Source organism: Halomonas sp. DP5Y7-2, assembly GCF_019802025.1.
Taxonomy (GTDB): Bacteria; Pseudomonadota; Gammaproteobacteria; order Pseudomonadales; family Halomonadaceae; genus Halomonas; species Halomonas litopenaei_A.
The window spans coordinates 1-685 of sequence record NZ_JAHVHY010000027.1; the positions used below are offsets into that span (position 1 = coordinate 1).

The window sequence follows — 685 nt, forward strand, 5'->3', positions numbered from 1 at the left end:
CCCAAGCCATCGCCCCTGGGCAACCTGACGCAGTCCTTCGCTGTTCACGTCACGGATGACGTGAAGACACCGCACAAGGAGCCATGATTCATGCTAGGTGCACTCTCCGACTTCCCCGAATACCAATACACCGATCACGTCCACGACTTCGAAGTGAAGGACGTGAGCCGCCCACACCGGCCTGCGCATGCGGTCATGTGCTACTCTGCCGGCACCTTGTTCAAGGTCATTATCGTCGGCGGCGAGGTGGGAAATGCCTTGCACCTATGCCGCGGGCTAGGCGCACAGCGTAACACCATGCAAGGCCAGCGCTTTACCCGCTGGATCGAATCGCACTTTCCTCTCGAGGTGTGTCATACCAACCAACGAGAGATACAGCGTGCTTTCCCGCCACCTCCAAAAGAGACCGACTAGCGCGGGTGCGAGCTTTCTGTGCACGATGGCTGCGGTGCATGACGACTAGGGTGCACAAGGTGCCCCTAGACATGGCAGGAGAATTCTTCAGCCCATATGGATATGACGAGGCGTAAATGCAGGACAAGGCACCGTCGGTGGTCATCACCGCACTAAAGAAGCTCGCGCAAGGCATCGCTCTCTGCTGGTTCCCCGTGCTTCTGCTGTTCCTCTTTGTCAAAAACGACTTTTCCTTCAAGGTACTGGCCTACGGCCTGGCCATTCCCCTCGT

Annotated in this window: 1 protein-coding gene; it reads left to right on the plus strand. The window is 57.7% G+C overall.

The genetic code is table 11. The features are described 5' to 3' along the window. Positions 1 to 90 precede the first annotated feature (90 nt). The gene (locus KUW18_RS19595) at positions 91 to 414 is read left to right on the plus strand and encodes a hypothetical protein (protein WP_222562197.1); all 324 of its coding nucleotides are present in this window, start codon (positions 91 to 93) and stop codon (positions 412 to 414) included. Positions 415 to 685: the final 271 nt, after the last annotated feature.

Coding starts and splice junctions, on each gene's coding strand:
- KUW18_RS19595 (WP_222562197.1), top strand. CDS start 91: ATGCTAGGTGCACTCTCCGACTTCCCCGAATACCAATACACCGATCAC.